Source organism: Neobacillus sp. (genome assembly GCF_031988165.1).
GTDB classification, from domain to species: Bacteria; Bacillota; Bacilli; order Bacillales; family Cytobacillaceae; genus Neobacillus; species Neobacillus rhizosphaerae.
The window spans coordinates 17,159-41,551 of sequence record NZ_DALZYO010000031.1 but is presented as its reverse complement, the minus strand read 5'-3'; the positions used below and the strand labels follow the sequence as shown (position 1 = coordinate 41,551).

Annotated in this window: 29 protein-coding genes; 6 read left to right on the top strand and 23 right to left on the bottom strand. The window is 38.8% G+C overall.

Annotated elements, in window-relative coordinates:
- Positions 1–47: 47 nt before the first annotated feature.
- The 3 genes from RTR43_RS17830 to RTR43_RS17820 all read left to right on the top strand — a co-directional run bounded on the left by RTR43_RS17830 (position 48) and on the right by RTR43_RS17820 (position 2,326).
- Positions 48–422 (top strand): DUF1360 domain-containing protein, encoded by a 375-nt coding sequence (locus RTR43_RS17830; RefSeq protein ID WP_312473572.1) that lies wholly within the window; start codon positions 48–50, stop codon positions 420–422.
- A gap of 99 nt (positions 423–521) precedes the next feature.
- A complete protein-coding gene (locus tag RTR43_RS17825; RefSeq protein WP_312473571.1) occupies positions 522–668 on the top strand; it encodes a hypothetical protein in 147 nt (48 codons plus the stop codon).
- 128 nt (positions 669–796) lie between these two features.
- Entirely contained in the window at positions 797–2,326 is a 1,530-nt protein-coding gene (locus tag RTR43_RS17820; protein WP_312473570.1) for an FAD-dependent oxidoreductase, read from the top strand.
- Between the two features lie 126 nt (positions 2,327–2,452).
- On the opposite strand, the gene RTR43_RS17815 is transcribed toward RTR43_RS17820, so the two are convergent.
- From RTR43_RS17815 to RTR43_RS17790, 6 genes are all read right to left on the bottom strand, one after another.
- On the bottom strand, positions 2,453–2,587 hold the full coding sequence (locus RTR43_RS17815) for a hypothetical protein (protein WP_312473569.1): 135 nt from the start codon (positions 2,585–2,587) through the stop codon (positions 2,453–2,455).
- Between the two features lie 56 nt (positions 2,588–2,643).
- Complete coding sequence (locus RTR43_RS17810; RefSeq protein WP_312473597.1) at positions 2,644–4,107, bottom strand: amidase family protein; 1,464 nt, start codon at positions 4,105–4,107, stop codon at positions 2,644–2,646.
- Between the two features lie 279 nt (positions 4,108–4,386).
- The gene (locus RTR43_RS17805) at positions 4,387–5,532 is read right to left on the bottom strand and encodes a DEAD/DEAH box helicase (protein WP_312473568.1); all 1,146 of its coding nucleotides are present in this window, start codon (positions 5,530–5,532) and stop codon (positions 4,387–4,389) included.
- A gap of 101 nt (positions 5,533–5,633) precedes the next feature.
- Positions 5,634–5,933 (bottom strand): DUF5658 family protein, encoded by a 300-nt coding sequence (locus tag RTR43_RS17800; RefSeq protein ID WP_312473567.1) that lies wholly within the window; start codon positions 5,931–5,933, stop codon positions 5,634–5,636.
- Between the two features lie 211 nt (positions 5,934–6,144).
- A complete protein-coding gene (locus tag RTR43_RS17795; protein ID WP_312473566.1) occupies positions 6,145–6,354 on the bottom strand; it encodes a heavy metal-associated domain-containing protein in 210 nt (69 codons plus the stop codon).
- A 23-nt stretch (positions 6,355–6,377) separates the two neighbouring features.
- A complete protein-coding gene (locus RTR43_RS17790; protein ID WP_312473565.1) occupies positions 6,378–6,824 on the bottom strand; it encodes a flavodoxin in 447 nt (148 codons plus the stop codon).
- 160 nt (positions 6,825–6,984) lie between these two features.
- On the opposite strand from RTR43_RS17790, the gene RTR43_RS17785 reads away from it, so the two are divergent.
- Positions 6,985–7,689: a Crp/Fnr family transcriptional regulator gene (locus RTR43_RS17785; protein ID WP_312473564.1), complete on the top strand. Its 705-nt coding sequence runs from the start codon at positions 6,985–6,987 to the stop codon at positions 7,687–7,689.
- Here the strand turns inward: RTR43_RS17785 and RTR43_RS17780 are convergent.
- Positions 7,686–7,934, bottom strand: coding sequence for an amino acid decarboxylase (locus RTR43_RS17780; RefSeq protein ID WP_312473563.1), 249 nt, complete (start codon positions 7,932–7,934; stop codon positions 7,686–7,688). The two genes, RTR43_RS17785 and RTR43_RS17780, sit on opposite strands and share 4 nt — an antisense overlap.
- A gap of 270 nt (positions 7,935–8,204) precedes the next feature.
- Here RTR43_RS17780 and RTR43_RS17775 point away from each other — a divergent pair, with 270 nt between their 5' ends.
- Positions 8,205–8,561 (top strand): hypothetical protein, encoded by a 357-nt coding sequence (locus RTR43_RS17775; RefSeq protein ID WP_312473562.1) that lies wholly within the window; start codon positions 8,205–8,207, stop codon positions 8,559–8,561.
- A gap of 210 nt (positions 8,562–8,771) precedes the next feature.
- Here the strand turns inward: RTR43_RS17775 and RTR43_RS17770 are convergent, their stop codons facing one another.
- The 3 genes from RTR43_RS17770 to RTR43_RS17760 form a co-directional block, all read right to left on the bottom strand.
- Positions 8,772–9,137, bottom strand: a complete 366-nt coding sequence (locus tag RTR43_RS17770; protein WP_248736408.1) for an SCP2 sterol-binding domain-containing protein — start codon at positions 9,135–9,137, stop codon at positions 8,772–8,774.
- 270 nt (positions 9,138–9,407) lie between these two features.
- Entirely contained in the window at positions 9,408–10,424 is a 1,017-nt protein-coding gene (locus tag RTR43_RS17765; protein WP_312473561.1) for a 4Fe-4S binding protein, read from the bottom strand.
- A gap of 209 nt (positions 10,425–10,633) precedes the next feature.
- Positions 10,634–11,620 carry a Gfo/Idh/MocA family protein gene (locus RTR43_RS17760; protein WP_312473560.1) on the bottom strand — a complete coding sequence of 329 codons (987 nt, stop codon included), beginning with the start codon at positions 11,618–11,620 and terminating at the stop codon, positions 10,634–10,636.
- Between the two features lie 197 nt (positions 11,621–11,817).
- Between RTR43_RS17760 and RTR43_RS17755 the strand changes: the two genes are divergently transcribed.
- On the top strand, positions 11,818–13,473 hold the full coding sequence (locus RTR43_RS17755) for a glutamine--tRNA ligase/YqeY domain fusion protein (protein ID WP_312473559.1): 1,656 nt from the start codon (positions 11,818–11,820) through the stop codon (positions 13,471–13,473).
- Between the two features lie 124 nt (positions 13,474–13,597).
- On the opposite strand, the gene RTR43_RS17750 is transcribed toward RTR43_RS17755, so the two are convergent.
- The 13 genes from RTR43_RS17750 to RTR43_RS17690 all read right to left on the bottom strand — a co-directional run bounded on the left by RTR43_RS17750 (position 13,598) and on the right by RTR43_RS17690 (position 24,218).
- Complete coding sequence (locus tag RTR43_RS17750; protein WP_312473558.1) at positions 13,598–14,617, bottom strand: PAS domain-containing sensor histidine kinase; 1,020 nt, start codon at positions 14,615–14,617, stop codon at positions 13,598–13,600.
- A gap of 14 nt (positions 14,618–14,631) precedes the next feature.
- Entirely contained in the window at positions 14,632–15,081 is a 450-nt protein-coding gene (locus RTR43_RS17745; protein ID WP_312473557.1) for a GAF domain-containing protein, read from the bottom strand.
- A gap of 15 nt (positions 15,082–15,096) precedes the next feature.
- Positions 15,097–15,750 carry a response regulator gene (locus tag RTR43_RS17740; RefSeq protein WP_312473556.1) on the bottom strand — a complete coding sequence of 218 codons (654 nt, stop codon included), beginning with the start codon at positions 15,748–15,750 and terminating at the stop codon, positions 15,097–15,099.
- A gap of 20 nt (positions 15,751–15,770) precedes the next feature.
- Entirely contained in the window at positions 15,771–16,424 is a 654-nt protein-coding gene (locus tag RTR43_RS17735; RefSeq protein ID WP_312473555.1) for a sensor histidine kinase, read from the bottom strand.
- A gap of 43 nt (positions 16,425–16,467) precedes the next feature.
- On the bottom strand, positions 16,468–16,749 hold the full coding sequence (locus tag RTR43_RS17730; RefSeq protein WP_312473554.1) for a hypothetical protein: 282 nt from the start codon (positions 16,747–16,749) through the stop codon (positions 16,468–16,470).
- Positions 16,736–17,047 carry a hypothetical protein gene (locus tag RTR43_RS17725; RefSeq protein WP_248736416.1) on the bottom strand — a complete coding sequence of 104 codons (312 nt, stop codon included), beginning with the start codon at positions 17,045–17,047 and terminating at the stop codon, positions 16,736–16,738. Before RTR43_RS17725 ends, RTR43_RS17730 begins: the two co-directional genes overlap by 14 nt.
- A complete protein-coding gene (locus tag RTR43_RS17720) occupies positions 17,040–17,231 on the bottom strand; it encodes a hypothetical protein (protein WP_312473553.1) in 192 nt (63 codons plus the stop codon). The genes RTR43_RS17725 and RTR43_RS17720 overlap by 8 nt, the downstream gene beginning before the upstream one ends.
- On the bottom strand, positions 17,221–17,745 hold the full coding sequence (locus tag RTR43_RS17715; RefSeq protein ID WP_312473552.1) for a Rieske 2Fe-2S domain-containing protein: 525 nt from the start codon (positions 17,743–17,745) through the stop codon (positions 17,221–17,223). The genes RTR43_RS17720 and RTR43_RS17715 overlap by 11 nt, the downstream gene beginning before the upstream one ends.
- A gap of 12 nt (positions 17,746–17,757) precedes the next feature.
- Positions 17,758–18,318: a 4Fe-4S dicluster domain-containing protein gene (locus tag RTR43_RS17710; RefSeq protein ID WP_312473551.1), complete on the bottom strand. Its 561-nt coding sequence runs from the start codon at positions 18,316–18,318 to the stop codon at positions 17,758–17,760.
- The gene (locus RTR43_RS17705) at positions 18,319–20,508 is read right to left on the bottom strand and encodes a molybdopterin oxidoreductase family protein (RefSeq protein WP_312473550.1); all 2,190 of its coding nucleotides are present in this window, start codon (positions 20,506–20,508) and stop codon (positions 18,319–18,321) included. It abuts the gene before it with no gap.
- A complete protein-coding gene (locus RTR43_RS17700) occupies positions 20,495–21,577 on the bottom strand; it encodes a hypothetical protein (protein WP_312473549.1) in 1,083 nt (360 codons plus the stop codon). Before RTR43_RS17700 ends, RTR43_RS17705 begins: the two co-directional genes overlap by 14 nt.
- 149 nt (positions 21,578–21,726) lie before the next feature.
- Positions 21,727–22,908 carry a hypothetical protein gene (locus tag RTR43_RS17695; protein ID WP_312473548.1) on the bottom strand — a complete coding sequence of 394 codons (1,182 nt, stop codon included), beginning with the start codon at positions 22,906–22,908 and terminating at the stop codon, positions 21,727–21,729.
- A gap of 149 nt (positions 22,909–23,057) precedes the next feature.
- Positions 23,058–24,218 (bottom strand): HD-GYP domain-containing protein, encoded by a 1,161-nt coding sequence (locus tag RTR43_RS17690; RefSeq protein WP_312473547.1) that lies wholly within the window; start codon positions 24,216–24,218, stop codon positions 23,058–23,060.
- Between the last annotated feature and the right edge of the window lie 175 nt (positions 24,219–24,393).

The window sequence follows — 24,393 nt, the reverse complement described above, 5'->3', positions numbered from 1 at the left end:
AAATTAATTTTTGCTGTCCCTTAGCAGAGATTTCGGAGGAGCAAAATGTGAGAGATATTTCATGGATGACCTATATCATGTTAATTTTAGCTAGCTACCGTTTAACCCATTTAATCGTTTTTGATAAAATAACCGAATTTATCCGCAAGCCGTTTGTGAAAAAAGTGAAGGTTGAAACAGATGCTGGCACTGAAACAAAGGAAGTCCCGACATCGATGGTTGGTTATCTATTGAAATGCTATTGGTGTGCCGGCGTTTGGAGCGCTATTTTACTGGGTGGAGCATACTTACTTTTCCCGAAGGTTACTTTCGTATTTATTTTGATTTTCTCGATTGCCGGCGGTCAGTCCATTATTGAAACCTTTGTTGGCGTCAATATTAAAAAAGTCGATTACTTCTCAAACCTAAAGAAAAAGGAGTAAAACAAAAGCTGCGAATCAACGGAAAAATTTATCCCCCGAACGCATATATATTAGAAAAGCTCAAGCTCTTGTGCTTTTTAAAAAAAGGGGGATTTTGGAATGGCGGCTGTATGGTGGGTTACAACCATTGGTTTTCTTCTCTGCCTTGGATTCGTAGGTGGCACAATCTTTCATTTTTTAAGAGGGACCCTTGATTCAGAAGATGCTGTCCGAATTGACAAAATAAACGGTGATAAGGACGAATAATGGACATCTATTCATTTTTTTTGAACCCCGAATTAATCTGGGTTCTTTCTTTTTTTACCTTTTTCACATTATTTCCACACTTTAGGAAAAATTAAACATGAGTTCATTTTATAACTGGAGGAATACATATGAGTTCATCTGAAAAAATTCCACAATTCCCGAAAACGTACTGGCGTGAAATCGAATTACCTTCCTTCGATAAATTAAACGAAGATTTATCTTTCGATGTCGCGATCGTAGGCGCCGGAATTACCGGAATTACCGCTGCTTATTTGCTTTCAAAAGAGGGGCTAAAGGTTGCCCTGCTAGATGCTGGCAGCGTGTTAAATGGTACCACCGGTCATACAACGGCAAAAGTAACCGCACAGCATGGCCTAGTTTATGATGAATTTATTAACCATTTTGGCGAAGAAAAGGCTCGCCTTTATTTCGAGTCACATATGAATGCCATTCAATTCGTCGAGAATAAGGTGAAGGAAAATGGGATTGATTGTGATTTCAGTAAAGAAGATGCCTATATGTATGCAACGACTGAAGAATATACTGAAAAGCTAAAAACAGAATGGGAAGCCTATAAAACTCTAGGAATCGATGGTGCCTTAAAGGATACAATCCCATTTAATATTCCAGTAAAAGCAGCTTTAATGATGCAAAATCAAGCCCAATTTCATCCATTAAAATTTTTAAAATCACTTTTGGACGAGGCTGTGAAGGCCGGATGCTCTGTATTTGAAAATACTACTGCTACTGACATCGAGGATGATGATACCCAGCCAAAAGTAGTAACCAAATCCGGCCAAAGAGTCAGCTGCAATCACGTGATCATAGCTTCTCATTTTCCATTTTATGATTGGCCGGGGCTTTATTTTTCGAGGATGTATGCGGACAGGTCTTACGCAATTGGGATTAAAACCGATAAGGACTACCTGGGAGGGATGTATATCAGTGTCGACACTCCCACCCGCTCAATTCGCTCTACACCAATTAACGGCGAAAAGTTAATTATCATTGGCGGAGAAAATCACAAAACAGGACAAGGGATAGATACGATTAAACATTTTGAAGCACTCGAGGCATTTGCTGAAGATGTATTCGGAATAAAGGAATATGATTATCGATGGTCCGCACAGGACTTAGTTACCCTTGATAAGGTTCCATTTATTGGTCCTATCACATCAGAACGGGACCATATATTGGTAGCAACTGGCTATAAAAAGTGGGGCATGACCACTGGAATCCTCGCCGGCCACTTATTGACCGATTATGTTCTCGACCGGGATAACCCATACAAGCAGCTATATTCCCCATCCCGCTTCCAGGCTGACCCGGATTTAAAAAGTGTCATCACAACCAATGCCGATGTTGCCAAACACTTGATTAAAGGCAAGCTTGAATATACGGACAAGGCCCCAGAAGATTTGCAAGTAGGAGAAGGCTCCGTTGTTATGTTTAACGGAAAGAGAGCCGGTGCCTACAAGGATGAGAATGGAAGGCTGTATGTTGTTGATACCACTTGTACCCATCTTGGCTGTGAATGTGAATGGAATCGTGCTGAAAAAACGTGGGATTGCCCATGCCACGGTTCACGGTATGCCTATTCCGGTGATGTCATTGAAGGTCCTGCGAAAAAAGCGCTGGAATTACTTGCAGAGGAGTAGAATTTTGGGCTGTTTAAAAGATAACAACAGATTTTTAAACGATATCAACTAATTTTTTATGAATATCCATTGAGTCATTTATTTTTAAAGGTAACGCCTCCTTACTCAGTAGGAGGCGTTACCTTTTTATTTACTGTTTGGACGGTTTCGTTTTAAATCTTCCCCAGTTGAAAATTCCACCAGTTCCGAACTTGATTTCATAGGCTTTTTCGTATTGTTGTTACGCTGGGCATTGGCATTGCCTAGTTTCGTTTTTCCCACAGCTACCATCTCCTTTTTAAGAAATTCACTGATAGTATGGGTGAAAACAAGTAAACCTATTCTAGGACAGGTACCTTACGATAGCCTGTTAGTTGCTCAAAAGCATAGGCAACTTGTATTAAGAGCGGTTCACTAAAAGCAGTTCCTGCAAAAGTAATTCCAACCGGCTCACCCTCCGCCGTGTAACCTGCAGGGACAGCAATCGATGGATAACCAGCTTTAGCGCTGATATGTGAACCTTCATCGCTTGGAAAAACGATAACATCCAGGTCATATTTTTCTAAGGCAAAGTCAATACCTTGCTGTGTAGCATGATATAGGTCAAATTCCAGTGCTTCGACATATACAGCATCGGTTAAGGTTCCGCTCGTTTTTTCTGATTCCATCAGCACCGCCTGCCCGTACTTCAACATTTTTTCTTCATTTTGGTTATTAAACTCGATTAGGTCAGCTAATGTTCTTACCGCAATAGAAGGGTGTAATTGACTTAAATATGCATTTAGGTCAGGTTTAAATTCATACGTTAAAACATCATATTTCCACGCTGCTTTGGCCGAGGGAATTTCAACATTTTCAATGGCATCAGCTCCTGACGTTTTCAATACTTCTAATGCTGCAGCCACAACATTTTGCTTTTCCTTACTTAAACGTTCAATAAATCCTTCCAATACAAAACCAATTCTTTTTCCTTTCAGACCATCTTTCAAAAGGAACTCCGTAAAGTCAAATCCATTGAACGGGTTGGTTTTGGTGATGGGGTCGTGATCATCTTTTCCACATAAAGCATTCAAAAGAATGGCAGCGTCTTCAACCGTTCTAGCCATTGGACCAGCCGTATCCTGAGTATGAGCGATAGGAATAATCCCTCTTCGGCTAATTAAGCCCACAGTAGGCTTGATGCCAACTAACGAATTTTGACAAGCAGGATTTAAAATGGAACCCGATGTTTCCGTTCCGACTGCTGCCGCGGCAAAATTGGCAGCAATCGCAGCGCCAGAGCCTGAGCTTGAGCCGCCAACATCAAATTTGCCTGGTCCATACGGATTAAGAACCTGGCCGCCGCGTGAGCTATAGCCGCTTTTCATTCCAATCGCCATGAAATTCGCCCACTCTGTCATATTGGTTTTTCCAAGAATGACTGCGCCTGCTTTACGTAATTGCTCTGCCACAAAGGAATCTTGTAACGCAATTGAATCCTTTAGTGCAAGTGAACCGGCACTTGTATGCATTTTGTCGTGAGTATCAATATTATCTTTTATTAAAATGGGAATTCCGTGCAACTGGCTCCGTGGTCCTGATTCTTTCCGTTCAGCATCAAGTGCTTCAGCTATTTGCAAAGCGTCAGGATTGACTTCAAGAATGGAATGGAGAGGAATATCAAAAACCGAAAGTCTATGTAAATACATGAGGACTAGTTCTTTAGCTGTGAGTTCGCCACTCTCCATTTTTTCCTGAATCTGGCTGATGGTGATTTCCTCAAGCCACTCATCATGCAAATTTTTTAATTTAGGATTTTTCATCATTCTTACCTCCGTTTCTCCTATACAATTCAAGAAAAAATTAGAAATTCCTTTTTAAAAAAAGCAACTTAAGTTACACACCTTAACCGAGCATAGAAATGAATGGAATGTAAAAAGTACACCCAGAAAATAATGGTGGAGTGTGCAGAGCTGAACTCCACTAATTCAATGTGGTAAATGTTTGTTTTTCACTCCTAAAAGATAAACTGATATTTTTTTGTGACGCTTCGCATCGTTTCCCATACAAAAAGACAGTGGGATATCCGCCACTGTCTTACTTTATCGTTTTAACTTTTGACTTCTTTGTTCCTCAGCAATAATTTTACCTTGATAAAAAACTCTTTTATGAAGCGGAAGATTTAATTCCCGGCAATAGCGCTTCAATTCTCTTTCTTCCCTTTCGGTCACAAGTGAGATGACGGTTCCATTCGCTCCCATTCGCCCTGTTCTACCAGACCTGTGTACATATTGAGAAATATCCTTTGGAAAGTCAATCTGAACAACATGGGTAACCCCTTGAATATCAAGGCCTCTAGCCGCAACATCTGTAGCAATCAGCATTTTCATTTTTCCATCACGGAAAGCTTTTAATGCTGCTTGTCGCTCTAACTTCTTCATGTCACTATGCAGGATACCTGTTGAAAGTTCTTTAAAATGAAACTTTTCTTTAAAAACTTCGATTTCACCAATGTCATTGATAAATGCAAGCGATTTACTATCATCTAAACGAGTAATTTTTTCTAATAGCTTAATCTTATCTCTTTGTTCACAAAGAAAATAAATATGCTCTACTTCTCCGGAAGAGGCCACCTCATCCTTTTCAATTCGAATGACCTCCGGAGTCTTTGTAATCCCCATCGCCTGCTGTTCTATTCCAGGTTTCATCGTTGCCGAGAATAACACGACTTGACGGTCACTCATCGTTGATTTGACAATGCTTTGAACAGTGTTAAGATGCTCAGAGATAAGGAGCTGATCTCCTTCGTCCAAAACAATCATTTTCACTTCGTGCATTTTTACCTTTTTTTGCTTAATCAACTCAAGCAACCGTCCTGGTGTAGCAAAAATCACCTGAGGGCGCTTTTTCAATTTTTCCAGTTGGCGTTTTACGTTGGCGCCACCAATTATGGAGGTGCCTCTTATGGCGCTTCCTTCCGACCATTTCTGAAATTCTTGATAGACCTGCATGATTAGCTCCTGTGAAGAAGCGAGCACCACTGCTTGTAAGGCTGGAAGTTTGTCATCGATTTTATTTAACAATGGAAGTAAATAAGCGAGTGTCTTACCGGTACCTGTCGGTGATTCAGCAATCACATCTTTTCCATCTAAAATTATTGGAACAGCTGCTTCTTGAATAGAAGTAGGATGTTGAAACCCTGATTTTTCCCACGCTTCCTGCAAATAAGGCTTTAACGTATTTAACATTTTGTACTCCTTTAATTCAATATCTTTTTCTTATTATTTGTTTTTCGATATCTTATTGATACTATCGTATTAACCTTAGGGTGTCTAGTTAGGAATAGGAATCATGATGAAGTTTTAAAGTAGAGAACAATCCAGACCATATGGTACACAAGAACGGAGAAATAAAGGACACAGGTAGAAACCAATAGCTTTCTACTCCACCCTTTTAATGGCCTAAGGTAAAACAAACCGAGCAGCATGAGTGGCAAACAAATTTTAATCATATAGAAATAGAACCAGCTTTGATCAATCACTAATTTCATTGCTGGGTTTCCTTCCTCAACAACACCCGAAGCAAGCCCTATATGGGTCAGGATGGCATCCAACACACCTGCCATAACCAGGAATAAACAGAGTCTCATGGTTTCTCCTCGTTTCATATTATCAGTACATCCAAAATTTCTTTTTTCCAGCCTACAATTACGTAGTTTATTAAGAACATTATTAAAAATAAATGGCCGCTTTTAGGCAGCCACATATTTCCAATATTAATATTATACATTAAAACGCACAAAAACAACCTTAATAATGAACGATTTTTCCAATAAAACTGCTCTTCATGAGTAGCACATGTTAATCAAATGTTCGGAACGTTAATTTATACAGGTTCCGCTTTATTACCTCAGATTGAATCATTTTTTCATTAAAGCTAATTTGAATTTTTCCGCTTCCAGACAATATCTTCACTGTTTCCACACCACAATATTTTTGCATGCCGCGTTTAATTTTTCCTATACATCCAGAGCAGGCCACCTCATTTAATGCTAATTCAATCATCTTCATCAAATAAAACTCCCCTCTAAAGTTCAAAACGATTTTTCCATAAAGGATTGACCAAATTTCATACATTGTTCTTTTTCCGCCGCAGTTGGAGCAAGATCAATTTTTATACCATCCAGAACGACTTCTGCACCTAATTCAGCTAATTTTTCTGTTAAAATATCAACAGCTCTGCCGCGATGTTCATAGGATGAGTCACATGAGCCAAAGACTGCAGCCCTTTTTCCTGTTAAATTTAATCGGTCCATTTCATCGTAGAAATCGAGATATTCATCCGGTAAGTCCCCATCGCCCCAAGTATAAGCTCCCAATAGAATACCGTCATAGTCTTGAAGATCTACTACATCTACCTCGAGAATATCCTTTACCACGACAGAACCACCTGCCGCTTGTATCCCGTCACCAACTAAGTTAGCTATCTCTTCCGTATTCCCTGTCATGCTCGCGTATACAATTAAACAAGCAGCATTCATCAGCAACTCACCTCTTGTTTTTCTTTCATCATAATGGGAATCGTTCTCATTAACCTTGATCTGCATCAAGAAAACAATGAATTGATTAAAATCACTACATAGCGTCCATAAAGCAGATAATATTAAGCTTATAGACTGACAAATAGGGAGTGGGTTAAGAATGGGCTGTGAACATTGTTGTTCTCACCAATCTTCATGCATCACATCTGTTCCGGTATTTAAAGGGTTGAATGCGGCAGACCTACAATTGCTGCAAAAAGTAACAAGGAGCAACCAATTTTTTAAAGGGGAATATATTTTTCGGGTCGGAGAGCAGTCTGAAAAACTATTTGTGGTTAATGAAGGCCTAATTAAATTGACAAAAATGTCTGTAGAAGGCAAAGAACAAATTGTCCGTTTGTTGTTTCCAGGGGATTTCTTTGGGTTATTTTCAATCTTGAAAAATGAAAAACACTATATAAATGCGGAAGCTATCGGGTTTCCAACGGTGATTTGCTCTATCGATAAAAAGGATTTTCTGCAAACGATGGAGAATAATGCGGAGTTGGCTTACCGCTTTTTACTAGCCGTTAATGACCGTTTGTATGAAGCGGATGAGTCAGTGGGATTTTTGAGTCTGATGGAAGTAGAACAGCGGCTAGCAAGGGCACTTATTCTTTTTCATGAGAAAATGAATGCAGGCAACGAGGCCTTTACATTGCCAATAACGAAAAAGGATTTAGCCAGCTATATCGGCACAACCCCAGAATCAGTCAGCAGGAAGCTGTTAGCGTTTATGTCCCAAAAGTGGATTGTTATGGACGGCCGCAGAAAAATTCAGATTCTGGAATTGGACCAACTTAAACAGATAGCAGAATTGGATTAAAGCTCGTCTAATTTGACGGCCATAAGCCGGAAATGCATTGGATCCAGTTCGTTGACGATTACATTCAATCCCAATGATTGTAAATTGGCTATAAGCGGCTCTCCACGGTGGGGCAAATGGATTTCAAAAATGGTGCCTACTGGTGCGGCTTTGATAAAATTTAAAATTTCCCGTCGTGGGTGTTCCCCCTTAGCCACTCGTTCGCGGATATCCATCACGGCTTTTTTATTAACGATCTCAAACATAATTTCTGCTCTCCTTTGCTAAGAATTTATGCTTCATTCTATCACCTTCCTCTCCGAAAGAAATTGATTTATATCAACTTGGCTTTAGATTTCCAGCCACTAAAATAGAGCTCTAATTACTGTGGTTCCTGCTCTCCTCTAAAAATCAGGGTGGCTTTTGCAAAATTGTAATTTCGAAAGCTTTGTGAACATTGGCGGTAAATCGATATATGCAGAAGCAAATGGTGATAAAATGAACAACTATAAGATTACAATGTAACGGAGTTGAAAATGATGTTTAAAAAAATGTCGCTTATCGCTTCTCTGTTTTTCTTTCTATTAGGGACAAATGTTTTTGCCCAATCACATATAGAGGATTCTTCTAAAAAAGAAGGTTCAGTACTTCCACAAACGCATCCACAAATTTCATCATCCTTAGTGATAACAGCTTCAAAGAATGATGCACCACCAAAAGGTTCAGCAACGGATCAGTCCGATAAAGGTAGAAACCCTGCATCTTCACATACAAAAAAGGCTAATACAGTAAATCCTTCATTTAAAGACTACGTTGTACCGGTTACTGTCGGTCTAATAATCATCGTCGGCTTCGGAAGCTACTGGTTAATCTTTAGAAGGAAACAAGTCTAAAAGAGACTTCGCTAAACCTCTATCTCATCCAAACAACTCGTTCACCCAGTTTACTTTTTTACTATTTATATGAAAAATAGGTTTTTTGAAAATATCTTTGCTGGATGAAAATAATAAGTATTTAGAATAAAAATAGCACATTCATAAGAATGTGCTATTTTTCTAGATCCAATATGATTTATGTGAATTACTTCTTCGCAGCTACGAAGCTTAAAATGGTTCTCTTATATTGTATTTACGAAGTATGGTTTCTATTTTCATTCCCTTGCTAATGTCGCCTTTTGCCTTTACTTTTCCAGTCAATAATGCCATGGTGCCACTTTGTTTTCCTAATAGAAATTTTTTGAAGTTATCATACGATAATGCCATCGTCACAGTAGGAGTAGATTCTACTCCTTCCTTAATCGTTAATTTTCCATCATGAAAATAATGCTGATATGTACCTTCCGCCTCACCGTGAATGTCATATTGGACAATAGCTTCAAAGCCTTGAATCGGTCCCGGATTTTCATTGAAAATTTCTTCAATTCTTATCATTAGGTCTGCTAAAGAATACTCATCAACTTTTTTGGCCATGGATTAACTCCTCCTTGAAATGTAAAAAACTAAAGCAATTCCCTTACTAACATGATACTAATACCTATCCGTATCTTACAATGAATATTTTTCGAACATTTTCGAATATTACCTAATTTGTGAAAAAGCTCACGGATAAGTGAGCTCCGAAGGGAGGTTCATGAGGAGTAGTACTTGAATGCACAGCTTTTAAATTGAGAAGGCTATGGTCAGGAAGCTTTCGGCTAAAAAAAAGACAGCCAGGTAAATGGCTGCTAATTGGACAATGACCTAATGACCGATATATAGTGCATCTGGAATCAATTCTTTCCATTCTTTATAAGAAATGATGGTATCCCAGTGGCCTGTCATTTTTGCAATCCCAATAATAACGAAGAACAGGACGAAGAAGGTTACTGGAACAAACCATTTATTTACCTTTTTATTGGCAACCGTCATATTTAGCGTATCCTTAACAGGGCAGGCTTCCACACATGACATACAGGCGGAACAATTAAGTGAATTGACTTTTTCAATTTTATGAACCTGCAATCTTTGCGGGCAAACCTTTGTACACATTTCGCAAGATGTACAGGTATCTTCATTACGTTGTATTTTTGTTATTCTAAAAATACTGCCAAGACCGATCAAAGCACCATATGGGCAAAGGAACCGGCACCAAAAGTTTCTGAAAAATAAAGATAGAATAAAGATGACAATGACAAATTTCAAAGTAAAGCCGCCAATATTTAGGAATAACAAAAGCATTTTTACATCGGAAACCTTATTATAGGGATCCACGAGAAAGCTTTTGGCGCTGAAGATATCCATTTGAATAACCATAGCTACAAAGAACAGCAGCAAAACATATTTTATAGGTGTTAATAACCAAACCAGCCATCGTGGAAGCTCAAAATTCTTTTTAAAAATTTTTCTTCCAAGCCATCCAATCAATTCTCCAGCTGTACCTACAGGGCAAATCCAGCTGCAGAAGGATTTACGAAGAAGAAAGCCTGCTCCAATAAAAAATGCAAGCAAGACAAGCCCAGCGGGATGAATGGCATCAAATTCCCCACTCGTCAGCCAAACCTTCAGAGCAACTAAGGCACTGATTGGCAAAAAACCTTCCACTGCAGATGGTCTTTCGACGAAAGGCGTCTTTCCGAGCGTTTCAAAATGCTGATAAAATTGATAAAACTGAAATCCTACATATAGTAAAAACAAAAGAAACATGGCTTGAACGACATATCTTGTGGTTTGAACCGGCTTACGTTTCAATTGTTTCTTGTACCACGCTACTGATTTCATCACGATTCCTCCATTCTTCGTTACTTTTACTATAAAGAAGGGAAAAATCAAGGTAAGTGATTTAGATCATTGCAAAGATCCAATTCAAGGAAATGTCATATTGATGACTTAAATCTGTCAAATATTCATTTATTATTGTCCTTTCAAACGTGTAAACGGTTAATACAAAACTTGGATCAACCCTTAAAAACACTAACAGAAACAGTTTCTTATTTTTCTGATGCAAATAAAATATTATTTTCTTTCCTAACTTCTTCAGTAATCCTTAGTACTAACTTACTCCAACTTTTTAATTCTTCATATTCTTGAACGTTTTTTGATTCAATGATCTTGGCAATATTTATACATTCATAGACCATGTCTTGTTCTTCTTGCTCCACACTCAAGATTTGACTTTCTTTTGAATGGCGGTCGATGAATTTAATGTTCGAAATTGGTGCTGCATCATCAAGGACAAAGGTACCCTTTTCCCCGTGTATTTCACATGGAATCATCGAATCTGATATTTTCGAACAAAGGATGGTACAAATAAAGGAATCATATTGTAATACAAGTGTGCCACTGCCGTCGACACCACTTCTTAACAGGACAGGGTGATAGGTTACCCTTTGAGGTTCGCCAAACAAGCCAACTGCCAAATAAAGCGGATAAACGCCCAAATCAACGAGCGCACCACCCGAGTAAGTCGCTGAGAAAATATTTGGTTCCTCCCCTTGTAAAAATAGATCATAGCGGGAGGAATACTTCATATAAGTAAGGATTGTACTTCTAAGCTCTCCGGCCATATGGAGTTTTTCTTTTAATATTTGGTAATTAGGTGTATGGATATTGCGAATCGCTTCAAACAAAAAAACACCATTCTCCTCAGCTGTCCGGTAAGCGATCTCTAATTCAGCTGTATTTGAAAAAATCGGCTTTTCACAAATGACATGCTTTTTATTTTTCAAAAAAGTTAACGCTTGCTCAAAATGGACAGAATTAGGGGAAGCAATATAAACTGCTTCAATCTCTTTGCTATTCGCCATGTCTGCTAAATGGGTATAATAATGGGGAGCGTTATTTTTATCAGCAAACTGCTTGGCCTTGTCTTCTGTCCGCGAATAAACCCCAACTAAATGGAAGAATCCGCTAAAGTTTGCTGCTTGGATAAAGGATTCAGTTATCAATCCTGTTCCTACTGTGGCATAATTAATCATAATAATCCCCTTTCTATGTATACATCTTTAAAATAATATTTTAGTCCATTTCAGCCTTCCTTACCATTTTTATCTTTAAATCAACTAAATAATTCCACACTTGGGGTGTTTTACTGATGAATTGTTGGGAACAATGGAAAAATATCAATATTTATGTTATTTATTAATAGTAGATAAGATGAAAGAGGTTGAAAAGTGTGGACAATCAAACATCAAATTTTATTAAAGATATTATGATAAAAGATTTGGAATCAGGTCATCACAGCAAAATCGTAACTCGTTTCCCTCCAGAGCCAAATGGATATTTACATATTGGACATGCAAAATCAATTATCATCAATTTTGGCTTAGCCGATGAATTTAACGGAAAAACCAATTTACGCTTTGACGATACAAACCCAACAAAGGAAGATATCGAATATGTAAATTCCATTAAAGAAGACGTAAAATGGCTGGGATTTGAATGGGATGACTTATTATTCGCCTCCAATTATTTCGAGGAAATGTATAACAAAGCTGTTCTTTTAATTAAAAAAGGACTGGCATATGTAGATGATCTTACTGCTGACGAAATCCGTGAATATCGCGGCACGCTGACAGAGCCAGGGAAGAATAGCCCATACCGCGAGCGATCCATTGAGGAAAACCTTGATTTATTCGAGCGGATGAGGAACGGTGAGTTCGCTAACGGTCAAAAGGTCTTGCGGGCAAAAATTGATATGGCCTCACCAAATATTAATTTGCGTGACCCTGTCATCTACCGAATCTCCCATGCTACACATCATAATACGGGCGATAAATGGTGCATTTATCCCATGTATGCTTTTGCCCACCCACTTGAAGATGCGATTGAGGGTGTCACTCATTCGATTTGTACGATTGAATTTGAGGATCAACGTCCCCTTTATAATTGGGTTGTGGAACAAAGTGAAATGGAGAACACACCACAGCAAATTGAGTTTGGCCGCTTAAACGTGTCCAATACGGTTATGAGTAAACGAAAGCTTAAACAATTGGTAGACGAAGGGTTTGTTGATGGCTGGGATGACCCGCGAATGCCAACCATTTCCGGGATGAGAAGAAAAGGGTTTACCCCTGAATCCATTCGTACCTTTGTTAGTGAAACAGCGATTACTAAAAACAACAGTACTGTTGACTCGCAAATGCTCGAACACTTTGTCCGTGAAGATTTGAAACTTAAAGCACCGCGGACAATGGGTGTGATTAACCCTTTAAAAGTGGTCATCACCAATTATCCAGAAGGCCAAATTGAATTACTTGATGCTGAAATCAACCCAGAAAATCCAGAAATGGGGATGCGGAAAATTCCGTTTTCTCGTGAAATTTATATCGAAAAAGATGATTTTATGGAAGATCCGCCCAAAAAATATTTCCGTCTATTCCCTGGCAATGAGGTTCGCCTTAAAAATGCGTATTTCATTAAATGTGAAGAAATCGTCAAGGATGCGAACGGGGAGGTTGTCGAGTTGCGCTGCACATACGACCCGGAAACCAAAAGTGGTACTGGCTTTACTGGACGCAAAGTAAAAGGAACAATTCATTGGGTAGAAGTAACACATGCGGTTCCAGCTGAATTCCGCCTATATGAACCGCTTATTTTGGACGAAACAGAAGATGACAGTGATAAGGGGACAACTTTCCTTGATCATGTAAATCCAAAATCATTAGAAGTGCTACAAGGTTTTGTTGAACCAAACATGAGAGAAAGCAGACCGCAGGAGAAATTTCAATTCTTTAGACACGGTTACTTTAATGTTGATCCAAAAGACACGACAGTAGATAAGCTTGTTTTTAACCGAATCGTTTCCTTAAAGAGTTCGTTTAAAATATAAAAAAAAGGGTTTCAGGCACCAAATAGTGCCTGAAACCCTTTTTTAAAAGATTAGAAAGTGTAAAATTTTCGACTTTGAGAATTGTCCAGCCCTTACGTCGCTGACCAGGGCGCTTGCGCTTTTCTTAATTCTCATCTGAAAACGGCACTTCTAAAATAATTTTTGTTCCCTTCCCAGGTGAAGTAGTAACCATGAGCTCTCCCCCGACTGAGCGAGCCCGTTCATCCATGCTGAAAAGTCCGACACCTAGGGATGGCTTTTCCCGGTCAAATCCCATTCCTTTGTCCTCTACCAATACCCTAACCACATTGTCCATCTCTCTTACCGTGACCGTTGCTGTAGAAACATTTGCGTATTTCCGGATATTCGTTAGTGCCTCTTGAATAATCCGATAAATGGTCAGTTCTATACTGATATTTAGACGGCGATTTAAGACACAATCAAAATAAACATCGATATTATAATGGTCTGAATAACGGGATAAATAAGAACGGATGGCTGGTACTAAACCAAGGTCATCTAAAACAGATGGGCGCAGCTCCCATGAGATTTCACGAATCTCCTCAATTAGTTGTGTGGCTTCCTTTTGCATTTGCTGTAGCAATGGATGATCCATTTCAGACAGCAAACGATTAATCGTGATTAAGTGGCTATAAAGATTTTGCCCAATTCCATCATGCAAATTTCGCGACAGACGCTTTCGTTCCTCTTCCTGTACATCAATGATGGTTGTCATCATTTTTTGTAATTCCTGCTCTACACGTTTTCTTTCGGTAATTTCATAGCGAATCGCCAAGTACTGATAAGGTTTCCCTTTTTCGCTTAAAAAAGGAACAATTGTTGTATCGACCCAATAGTACGTACCATCTTTTGCCCGGTTGCGGATTTCACCCTTCCATACTTTCCCTGACCCAAGCGTTATCCACATGTCTTTAAAAAAGTTTTTTGGATGGTAACCTGAGTTTATGATTCTATGGTCGTTGCCCACTAGTTCTTCCCGAGAGTATTTAGAGATCTGACAAAATTGATCGTTCACATATGTAATCATGCCCTGCGAATCGGTGATGGCAACAATTGATGAGGTATCGAGGGCAAATTTATAATCTATCAGTTCATTTTTCATTTGTTGAAAATCAACATCCATTTCCATCCCCCGCATCACAATAAATGCTTCTTTAAAATCTGTTCCAAGGATAGAGCAGACGCCTTTACCTTTTCCTGCTCCTCTTCGCTAAAGGAATATTTTTCCCTTTTCCCGACAAGCAAGACCCCTTTTGGAACATGATTAAAAAATATAGGAACTGCATAAGAGGATACAAGTTTTTCAGCAAGTGCAATCGGATAATCCGTCATTTTCCCAAAAATATCGTTTGGATAATCTGTCATCATCATTGGGCTTCCACTTGAAATGATTTTTCCGGCAATTCCTTTTCCGAAACGAACCGTTATTCTTTTGTATTTATCATTTAAATTGCCTGTTGCATAATGCCATCTGACATCAGGGCCTACTTTATTTTGAATGGCCAGCCCGACAAAATCGCAGCAGGCCACAGCCTTTAGCTCGGAGCAAACATCGATAACCTCTTGCAATTCCCTTAACTCTGTCATCCTATGTGATTCCCCTTAAATATCATAACCTAATAACCCCTTTTTAACGGCATATTCCACGAGCTCAGGTCTGGTTTTCATTTGCAATTTTTCCATCAAGTTTCCTTTGTGGGTCTCTACAGTTTTCACACTAATGACCAGTTGCTCTGCAATTTCTTTGTTTGAGTATCCCTTGGCAATCAGCGTTAAAACTTCCCTTTCCCGGTCTGACAAAAGATTGTACCTATCATTACCATCATGCCTGACACCAGCCAAATATTCCTCCATTAATCGCTTCTGTGCTGAAGGATGAAGATAGGCATCTCCTGCAGCAACCGATTCAATTGCCGCCAGCAATTCATCGTGTGGGGCACTTTTTAAAATACAACCCGAAGCCCCGCCTTGAATCGCTCGGAAGAGGTATTCCTCATCATCATGCATCGTTAAAATAAGAATATTAATCTCTGGCATCAGCTTTTTCAATTCAGTGGTCGCCGACAACCCGTCTTTACCGTGAGGCATGCTTAAATCCATCACTACGACATCTGGCTTTAACTTTAATGCCTTTTTTATTCCTTCATTGCCTTCAGAAGCTTCACCAATCACTTCCACTTCTGGATTTGTATTTAGCAACATTTTAAGGCCCATTCTAACAACAGCATGGTCATCAACCAATAGGATTTTTATCAATTTCAACTCTCCTTTACGTCCTATAAAGGTAGGGACAGTTCAATAGAGGTTCCTTCTCCTATCTTAGAGGAAATCAGGCATTTTCCGCCAGTTAGAAGCATTCTTTCTTTCATCGCTGCAATACCTGATGCATAATTGTCATCTGTATATTCCTCAAGTTGGAATCCATTACCAAAATCATTGATAGTTATTTCTAGCTTATCCTCTGTCCATATAAAGCTCATTTTCACATTTGATGTATCCGCATACTTCACAATATTTGTTAGTGCTTCCTGACATACCCGAAACACAGCAATACTGTTTTTTTCCGGTAGCACTTTTTCCTCACCAGTTGATTCTAAATCCACCAAAATTCCAAATGTCGAGGTATATAACGTAAGATAGCTTTTCACAGCAGGAAGTAACCCAAGCGTTGTTAGGGCAGGAGGATGCAGTTCAACAGAAAGAAGTCTAATTTCTTGGATCGTTTTTTCAATCAGTTGTTCCATTTCCTCAAGATAATTTTTCATATTCGGCTCGCTGACACCAGATTTGACATACTGTAATCCTGTTAAAATACTATATAGGTTCTGTCCGACACCTTCATGTAGTTCCTCTGAAATCCGCTTAATTTCTTCTTCCTGTGATTGGATAATATAGGAGCTTATCTGTTCCTTAGGTTGTATACGCTCCATTCCATTCACCCCCTCCATTTTATAAAAAAAAACAGGCTTTTCTTTAAAAAACCTGAATCTCTTTTATTATATAGGTTAAACCACTTTCTTGGTCAAATGCTGACCATTGTCCTTTAAATTCATTCACAAGACTTATCAATGGGACGGCCAGAAAATTTATATCGTTGAAATAAAAGCGAATATGGGTTCCGTCAGGACAAGGTTGAACTTTTTTTATTGTTTTCTTTACTGCTGGGGCCTGATCTCCGCCATCCTGATCTTGAATCGAAATTTCTACAGGTATGCCTACGAATCGCTTTACATCATCTAAGTTAATGGGTTCCACAGCTATTGCATCCCTTCACGACAGGATAGATGAACATCTTGTAGCCCTGCAAATACTCCCAAAACTTCTCTCCTGCATGCTCTTCGATGTATTGTATGGTCTCTTCTTCAGAAAACCAATCGCTCATTCCTTTAATTTCTGCAACAACCATCTCGGCACCTTCGATTGCTTTTTCTTCTAAAAACCAATTTAACCGTTTCTTCGCAAAGGTGTTCTTCAATAACTCGTCAATTTCAGCTGCAAAGCCGCCTGATTCTGGCCGTACGAAACAAAAATCAATATAGGTTTCACTAGTCATTGACATTCACACCTTTTTTGTAAATAACGAATGCTACCGGAAATAAAATAACGTTGATGACAGCTGCAATAATAGTATTTGTGTAATTCTCATAAAAATATTGATGGACCATATACTGCGTAAAAATAATGTTCAGCATCAAAACGACAAGTAGGAGAGCTACAGGTACGTAACTACGCTTCATAACGTTTCACCCCCACAGCATAAACCGTACCATTTTCTACTTTAACATAAATTTCCGGAAGTGGACGTCTTGGTGGACCAGCAATGGGTTCACCCGTATTCACATCAAATTTCCCATGATGACAAGGGCAAAGCATTTCACCTTCATCCTTTTTCCAGAAAACAGGGCAGCGAAGATGGGTACAAGCATTTTGGTAGGCAACGTATTTTTTCTCTGAGAGGCGGATTAAGATCGCACTATCATGTTCTCCTGGAAAAGCAAAATCTACGGCATCTCCAATTGCCAGGGACTTTTCTTCGGTAATTTTTTGCTTTGGATACTTTTTGTCACCGAGACCTGTAAGTTCTTTTGCTGCTAATGCCCCCCATGGCAATGAGGAAATAGCAAATACTCCGGCTGCACCAACTAGTGTTTTCATGAAACCTCGGCGGTCAAGCTTTCTTTCATTGTTGCGATTTATATTATGTGTATAGTTATCTTCATTGAACGGGATTTTATTATTTTTATCTGTCATCTTTAATCCCTCCTAAAACAATTTAGTGACGCCCTGTAGGATACCAGGGAGATTCACTTTTACATTTGTTTCGCCTTCTAAATATGGCAGGCTTGTTACCCATTTGCCATTATCAAGATTGAATTGCTTTTGTTTTGCTTCAATTTCGTCATCTGTCAACCATTGCAACGTGTTTGTTGGGCAAACACTCGCACACATTGGTGGAATACCGTCTTTCGAGCGGTCGATACATAGATCACATTTATACATTAAATTTTGTTCCGTATCAAACTTCGGAATCCCATATGGGCAAGCAATCGTACAGTTTTGACAGCCAATACACTTTTCCACAAGCGCCGAAAGTACAGCTCCTGTTTCGTGAATTTGGATGGCCTGAGCGGGGCAGCTTCTCGCACACGCTGGATTCACACAGTGAAGACACATGAGAGGCATCGTTTGACGGTTCACAAATGGGTTCACATCGTACACATAGTTACGGTTACGTTCCTCATGCCCACCGCACTGTGTACAAGCAGCCAAACAGGAACGGCACCCTATACAGTTTTCAAGTTCTAAATATAGCCTCTTCTTCATTTACTGCACCGCCCTTGTTTTCATTTTTTCAATCTGCGCTGCACAAGTTTTAAATTCTGGCATCCTTGAATAGGGATCAAGTGCACCGATTGTCAATAGATTAATAGATTTTTCATGACCCCAGTGGTATGGAACAAACACGGTATCCTTCCGAATGGCCTCTGTAATTTTCACTTTATAGGTTGCTTCCCCTCTACGAGTATAGAGACGAACGTATTCTTCATGTTCAATGCTGTATTTTTCTGCTGTTTCCGGATGAACTTCTACGAATGGTTCCGGGCACATATCACGAAGGAATTGAATTCTTCTCGTTTGATTCCCTGATAAATAATGATAGACGACCCGTCCAGTTGTTAAGCGCAATGGGTATTTTTCATCCGGTTCTTCTGCTGAAGGTCTGTCTGGCAATGCGAGAATCTTTGCTTTTCCATCTGGATGATTGAATTTTTTATCTAAGAACAAATGCGGTGTTCCGGGATCAGATTCATCTTTACAAGGCCAGAACACGCCGTCTTGCTTGTCAATTTTTTCCCAGGTTACGCCGTAATAATCAGCCGTTCCACCTTTAGAAGCGACACGAAGCTCATTAAATATGTCTTTGGACGTTTTTAAATGGGAAAAATATTTTCCTCGGCCTAGGCGCTCTGCAATTTCTATTTGAATCTGCCAGTCTGGCTTTGATTCACCAAGCGGCATTTGTGCTCTGTTAATCTTGATGATTCTTCCCTCTACATTTGTTGTGGTACCTTCATCTTCCGCCCAAGTGGTTGTAGGGAGCACGACATCTGCAAATTCAGCAGATTCTGAAAGGAAAAAATCAACGCATACCATGAAGTCTAAGTTTTTCATCTGTTCACGCACATAATTCTGATCAGGTGCAGAAACAGCAGGATTTGAACATAATAGGTATAAAGCACGAATGGTCTTTTGCTCCATTAATCCGAACATTTCGAATGCAGACACACCCTCTTTTGGCATTTCTTCCGGTTCGATGCCCCAAACCTTTGAAACATATTTTACATGATCAGGATTCGCTATTTTACGGTATCCGGGAAGTGCATCAGCTTTTTGTCCATGCTCACGTCCCCCTTGACCGTTTCCTTGTCCAGTAATGGTCGCAACACCCGATTTAGCACGACCAATTTTCCCAGTAACAAGTGCCATATTGGTATAGGCAGAAACGTTATCTACCCCTTTAATTTGTTGCTCAATCCCTCTGGCAAACATAACAATCGCATTCGGTGCTTTTCCGTACAATTCGGCCGCGCGGATAATTTTTTCTGGTGCCACACCTGTGATCTCACTTGTATATTCTGGCGTGAATTCTTTTACTAGCTCCTTTGTTTCTTCAAAGCCATTTGTGTGATTTTTTACAAATTCTTCATCAGCATAGCCATTTTGGATTAGTAAATTTACAATCCCATTGGCAAGTGCAAGGTCTGTACCAGGCTTTAAATCAAGATGGAGATCAGCTCTTCTGGCAACTGGCGTTTCCCTTGGGTCAGCAACAATCACATAGCCGCCCCGTTCTTGAATTCCCCAAACCCGGAACATCATCGTCGGATGGCAATCCGCGGTATTACTTCCTGCAAGAAAAATACAATCGGTTTCATGTACATCCGTCCATGGAATTGTTGAACCTCTATCTATACCTAATGAGCGATTTAAACCACCTGCTGCACTTGCCATACAGAATCGGCCATTATAATCAATGTAGCGTGTTTGGAGTCCAACACGAGCAAATTTCCCCGTTAAGTAACACTTTTCATTTGTCATTGAAACACCGCTATATACTGATAATGAATCTTTCCCATAATTCTTTTGAAGCTCGGTGAATTTTTTTACGATAAGCTCGTATGCCTCATCCCAGCTCGCTTCACGGAAGCCATTTTTCGTACCTTTTAATGATTGATCATCACGAATTAACGGTTTTAATAACCGATCTTTATTATTTACTTGTTGGTAAGCAGTAACTCCTTTTGGGCACATCTTTCCTAACGTGACCGGCCAATCATATCGAGGCTCAACCCCAATAATCTTGTTTGTCTTTGTATTTACCCTTAGGTTCATCCCACATTGCATGGCACAATAACTACAGTGCGTCTTGACTAAAGTTTCATTGGGATGGTTTAAGTTTTCGATTTCTTTAAAATATTTATCTCTTTCGTTCTTATAATTATCCCTTTGCATTCTGGTTTGCCTCCTTAACCTTCACTTGGTGGGTTGCGAATCCTGAGAATCTAGCAATTCGATATTTTCTGCGGCATGGCAGGCACAATTCAGCAAGATTAAAGCCATCATTCATATTAAATTCGATCTCGTTGACACCCAATACTTGAATGACATCGTTTGATTGTTCCAATGATACAAAGTGCTCACCGCACACCTTACATTCCTTCATATGTTTTTCTCCGTAATGTTCGCGGTAATTTCTTGCAAGGACGCTCATTGGGCGGAAAGGAATGTGAGCAAGCTTTCCGAATGGTAAGTAGATTAACGTTACAATTACTGAAAATTGGTGAATTAACGACATTTGCGGCTGCATCCAACCATGTAGCACAACGTTCTGGAAGGTAAGTAAAAGTCCAGTTATCGAAATGAATAATAGTAGATAAAGCGGAAGAAAATCGTACATAAATTTTTGCTCCGCTCTTGCCTGCATGTTTTTCAAGCGGCGATATAGTGCCATACAAACACCCGCCGTAACCATGATTGCTGCAATATTTAAGGCATTATAGGATAGCCAGGCGATTATTCCTTCTGCTTTTACGTGCATGACGTTCATTCCAAATAACACGATGGTATAGTAGCCATTGTCTTCCATTGTAAAGTACATCCAGCTAAACACTAATGGGAACGTTACTAAGCAGGCAAGGACGCAGCCCCAGCCGATTAAGATATGCTGAACCCAGCGGTAAACTCCGCGATTGCGGATGAAATCGTAAATTGCTAAATGGTTGACTGCTGTTTTTGGCGTGCTTTTTTTAAACAGCAGTTTTAAGCCCTTTTTGATAAAAACTTTGGTTGGCGGTCTTTCGCCCCATGCGATAAACCTATAGAAAAATCCACCGATAAAAACGATTGTTCCGATCATATATCCGTACAAATTCAAGTCGACGTGGGTGAACATTCTTGTACCGATAAAAGTTAGAATCACTAGTCCAGCAACCGTTAGAAACATTGATTTAGCAAAATGTGAAGCAAAGGCATCATTGACTGAGTTTCCAGTTTTTTTAGTTGTTGAAGTATTAGCCTGCATTTCCTGCTCCTCCTTAAAAAAAATAACACTTCCGTTTTCTTATCTTCATTGTAAGAAAAACAGTAGTGTTATCTATATAGGGGAACTCCCCTATCATCGGGGGGAAAAACCCTTAGAAATTCATATTTAGACAAAGTTCCGTCACAAAGCTAACCATGGATATATTTTTTCCGCCAAGAGTAGAGTAAAAGCAGCAATCCAATTAGGATTTGCATGGAGAAAAGCAGAGCATCCCAAAAAGGAATAGATGCCGATCCTTCTGAAAAACCTGGGAGAACCATTTTCCAAGCAAACAATACTTGCGGGATATAATATATTACAAATAGTCCCATGGTCAAAAATACACCAACAAAATAGAAAATAGAATAGAGGATGACTGTCTTTCTTTCTTCAGCGAAAACAACCTCGCTCTTTGAAACGGATGGTCGAAACGGAAGCCATTTTCTAATCATTTGCTGGGCATTTTCCATCAAATTATAGCAACCAGATACATTTTCAAACACGTAATAGAAATCTGTTTTCATATACATACAAAGTTGATATAACATGCGAATGAATGTATCTAACACCACCACATTCATGATACTCAGTAATATTCCTGAGCCATCAGCAAAGATTAGCTGACTAATTAAGGCAAGTGAGAGAATAACTGTATCAAAACAAAGTCCGGCCAGATATAATATATTTCGATCCTTTGAAGGAAGTTTCCACACAGTCGACATATCCGTTTCAAAAACAACAAGGAGTAAACGGTGGCCAACTTCCAATTTAGTTGGGAGATTTTGCGCTCTCATCGCTAAAACATGTCCAAATTCATGGATTAATATTAAACAAATAGTCAAAACAAACCATGTTGGAATGTTCAACACCATAAGATCAAAGATAAATATATCCTTATAATTTGGAAATAATGACGGATGGGATATGAGAAGTAACAAATTCACAATAAAGAACGCACAATAAACTATATAAGCAAACTTATTAAAAAAGAATTTTCCGAGTTTCGGAGATATCCATAAAAAGCCCAAGGTTTCCTTAGCTTGTTCCTTCATTTCAATTTTCACCCCATCTATTTCAGCAATCATTTGCATCTCAAGAAGTTGCTCCGCAAAATCGATAAGGTCAACTTCTTCATTGGGATATTTTTCTTTCAATAGCTCTTCAATTTTACCCAATGAATTCCCATTGTTGATTAAATGGATGGCATCAATACAAACCACAGGCATCTCATAGAACTCACCAGAAGCTTTTTCTTCTACAATATAATGTTTTTTATCCTTGCGAATCTCAGTTTGCACCAAAGAAAGACGTGAATCAAGTGTTATACTCATTTCAACACCCTTTAATTTATTATTTTAGATTAATAAAGGATGCCCAGCATCACGCTAGCATCCTTATCTTTTACTCTATTATTCTTTTATTCCTAACCAAGGACACCACCAGCAAGTTGTTTTTACTGTCTTTAACTTACGGATTTTCATTATTCCACCTCCTTAAGCATTTCCCATTTTTTTGTCATTGAATATTTTTCATGAAATTTTACCCATGTTGGGAAAACCTTCTTAAAGTCTTCTACTAACATAGGATCAAATTGGGAACCCTGACCTTCAATAATATGTTGATAGGCTTCGTCAACTGGCATTGCTGCTCGATAGGAGCGGGAAGAGGTCATTGCATCGAATGCATCAGCAATAGAAGTCACTCTGGCAAGTAGGGGAATTTCTTCACCCTTTAATTGATCAGGATAGCCTTTTCCATCCCAACGCTCATGATGGGAGCGAATGACACAAATATAATCCTTTATCCCTTCCACATTTTCAACTGCCTCAGCACCAACAACTGGATGAGATTTAATGATTTCAAATTCCTCTTTAGTCAGTTTACCAGGCTTCATTAATATTGAATCAGGAATATGAACTTTACCAACATCATGTAGTAAACAAGCATAATAAAATGATTTTTGTTCTTCTTTTGAAGATCTTCCAATTTCTTGAGACAATAACAAAGCATACTTGGCTACCCTTTCACTGTGACCCCTTGTATACGTATCTTTCAGTTCCAGTGTGGCAATAACCCCTTTTACTATTCCCTCCAATTGTTTATCATAGGAGATGCTAATCGCCCGGACATAACCTTGAAAACGAACTAATAAAAAGAAGGACATACTTGATAAAATAGCAATCAATAAAATTGGCATGATCACATAGGAAGTATTCAAAATTATTCCAGTAAAAAGGTATTTTGTAGCAACTCCTATACTCACTATCCAAAAGTATCTAGTATTTAAAAAAAGAGGTAATGATAAGATCAAAAATACTTCTACCAAATTCCCACTGGTGTAGGTAGTTTCACTTCCATAATAGGATAAAATATCAACAGTGAAAGCAGTAAATAAATAACTGATAAAAAATACATATTTTATCCAAGACTGCTTATTCACCTTATTAAAATAATAGATAACCGGTATCAATATGATTAATATAATGTAATTTAGATACCAAAAATTGCTGGGTAAACCAATCTTTCTGTGCGTTATATATCCTGGTGCAATGTAATAATAAAAAGCATCATAGCCTAACAAAATAATATAAAAAAACAAAAGAAACCATTTGACAGTTCGCTGCTCTTCATGTGGTATCATATAATCCTCCAGGTGCATCTAACAATTTTCCAAACAAAAATTGGTCTTTTTTATACAGTATTTCATCATTTTAAACAAAATTCTATAAATTTCCTTATTCTTCTACATTATATATCATCTAGAATGCCCAGGAAACCCTTTATTTTGATGAATTTTGTAGATTTGTAGATTAAAA

What these genes read in the sequence shown, in the direction of transcription:
- RTR43_RS17825 (WP_312473571.1), top strand. Translation starts at nt 522, where the DNA reads ATGGCGGCTGTATGGTGGGTTACAACCATTGGTTTTCTTCTCTGCCTT.
- RTR43_RS17820 (WP_312473570.1), top strand. Translation starts at nt 797, where the DNA reads ATGAGTTCATCTGAAAAAATTCCACAATTCCCGAAAACGTACTGGCGT.
- RTR43_RS17810 (WP_312473597.1), bottom strand. Translation starts at nt 4,107, where the DNA reads ATGAAAAATCCTAAATTAAAAAATTTGCATGATGAGTGGCTTGAGGAA.
- RTR43_RS17805 (WP_312473568.1), bottom strand. Translation starts at nt 5,532, where the DNA reads ATGTTAAATACGTTAAAGCCTTATTTGCAGGAAGCGTGGGAAAAATCA.
- RTR43_RS17800 (WP_312473567.1), bottom strand. Translation starts at nt 5,933, where the DNA reads ATGAGACTCTGTTTATTCCTGGTTATGGCAGGTGTGTTGGATGCCATC.
- RTR43_RS17795 (WP_312473566.1), bottom strand. Translation starts at nt 6,354, where the DNA reads ATGAAGATGATTGAATTAGCATTAAATGAGGTGGCCTGCTCTGGATGT.
- RTR43_RS17790 (WP_312473565.1), bottom strand. Translation starts at nt 6,824, where the DNA reads ATGAATGCTGCTTGTTTAATTGTATACGCGAGCATGACAGGGAATACG.
- RTR43_RS17785 (WP_312473564.1), top strand. Translation starts at nt 6,985, where the DNA reads ATGGGCTGTGAACATTGTTGTTCTCACCAATCTTCATGCATCACATCT.
- RTR43_RS17780 (WP_312473563.1), bottom strand. Translation starts at nt 7,934, where the DNA reads ATGTTTGAGATCGTTAATAAAAAAGCCGTGATGGATATCCGCGAACGA.
- RTR43_RS17775 (WP_312473562.1), top strand. Translation starts at nt 8,205, where the DNA reads ATGATGTTTAAAAAAATGTCGCTTATCGCTTCTCTGTTTTTCTTTCTA.
- RTR43_RS17770 (WP_248736408.1), bottom strand. Translation starts at nt 9,137, where the DNA reads ATGGCCAAAAAAGTTGATGAGTATTCTTTAGCAGACCTAATGATAAGA.
- RTR43_RS17765 (WP_312473561.1), bottom strand. Translation starts at nt 10,424, where the DNA reads ATGAAATCAGTAGCGTGGTACAAGAAACAATTGAAACGTAAGCCGGTT.
- RTR43_RS17760 (WP_312473560.1), bottom strand. Translation starts at nt 11,620, where the DNA reads ATGATTAATTATGCCACAGTAGGAACAGGATTGATAACTGAATCCTTT.
- RTR43_RS17750 (WP_312473558.1), bottom strand. Translation starts at nt 14,617, where the DNA reads ATGGATGTTGATTTTCAACAAATGAAAAATGAACTGATAGATTATAAA.
- RTR43_RS17745 (WP_312473557.1), bottom strand. Translation starts at nt 15,081, where the DNA reads ATGACAGAGTTAAGGGAATTGCAAGAGGTTATCGATGTTTGCTCCGAG.
- RTR43_RS17735 (WP_312473555.1), bottom strand. Translation starts at nt 16,424, where the DNA reads ATGGAGCGTATACAACCTAAGGAACAGATAAGCTCCTATATTATCCAA.
- RTR43_RS17725 (WP_248736416.1), bottom strand. Translation starts at nt 17,047, where the DNA reads ATGACTAGTGAAACCTATATTGATTTTTGTTTCGTACGGCCAGAATCA.
- RTR43_RS17720 (WP_312473553.1), bottom strand. Translation starts at nt 17,231, where the DNA reads ATGAAGCGTAGTTACGTACCTGTAGCTCTCCTACTTGTCGTTTTGATG.
- RTR43_RS17715 (WP_312473552.1), bottom strand. Translation starts at nt 17,745, where the DNA reads ATGACAGATAAAAATAATAAAATCCCGTTCAATGAAGATAACTATACA.
- RTR43_RS17710 (WP_312473551.1), bottom strand. Translation starts at nt 18,318, where the DNA reads ATGAAGAAGAGGCTATATTTAGAACTTGAAAACTGTATAGGGTGCCGT.
- RTR43_RS17705 (WP_312473550.1), bottom strand. Translation starts at nt 20,508, where the DNA reads ATGCAAAGGGATAATTATAAGAACGAAAGAGATAAATATTTTAAAGAA.
- RTR43_RS17700 (WP_312473549.1), bottom strand. Translation starts at nt 21,577, where the DNA reads ATGCAGGCTAATACTTCAACAACTAAAAAAACTGGAAACTCAGTCAAT.
- RTR43_RS17695 (WP_312473548.1), bottom strand. Translation starts at nt 22,908, where the DNA reads ATGAGTATAACACTTGATTCACGTCTTTCTTTGGTGCAAACTGAGATT.
- RTR43_RS17690 (WP_312473547.1), bottom strand. Translation starts at nt 24,218, where the DNA reads ATGATACCACATGAAGAGCAGCGAACTGTCAAATGGTTTCTTTTGTTT.